Origin of the sequence: Bradyrhizobium sp. PRIMUS42 (genome assembly GCF_023006515.1) — a bacterium.
Classification (GTDB): domain Bacteria; phylum Pseudomonadota; class Alphaproteobacteria; order Rhizobiales; family Xanthobacteraceae; genus Bradyrhizobium.
In genome coordinates this window covers 1-465 of the sequence record NZ_JALBGZ010001591.1, presented here as the reverse complement: position 1 = coordinate 465, position 465 = coordinate 1, and the positions used below count along the sequence as shown (strand labels likewise).

Genomic DNA, 465 nt, shown 5'->3' with positions numbered 1-465 from the left:
CGCCTGCCCGAAGAGGACGAGACGCCCGCGCCGCTGACCCGCGCGCAGGCGCTGCGGCGCAAGCTTGCGGAGGTATGGACGTCGGTGGCCGGGGTTTGACGCTGCCGTAGGGTGGGCAAAGCGAAGCGTGCCCACGCATTTTTTGCGATCGAGAGAGTTGGTGGGCACGGCGCAAGGGCGCCTTTGCCCACCCTACGAAAGCCATCGCAAGGACGACGACGGAGTTGCTACGCCAGCACCTTCACCCCGCCAAAGCTCGTCACCCGGCCCTGCTTCAGCATCACGATCTGCGTCGCGAGCTGGCGCAGCTCGGCGGCGTCGTGGCTGACATAGACCATCGGCACATTGGCCTCGTCGCGCAGTCGCACCAGATAGGGCAGGATCTCGAGCTTGCGGCCTTCGTCGAGCGCGCCGAGCGGCTCGTCGAGCAGCAAGAGGCGCGGCTTCGACAGCAGGGCGCGGCCG

The 465-nt window shown here is 68.0% G+C and carries 1 pseudogene; it reads right to left on the bottom strand.

Going from position 1 to position 465, the window contains the following annotated elements:
• Positions 1-227 precede the first annotated feature (227 nt).
• A pseudogene (locus tag MOV75_RS41815) lies at positions 228-465 on the bottom strand (molybdenum ABC transporter ATP-binding protein); the annotation flags it as partial.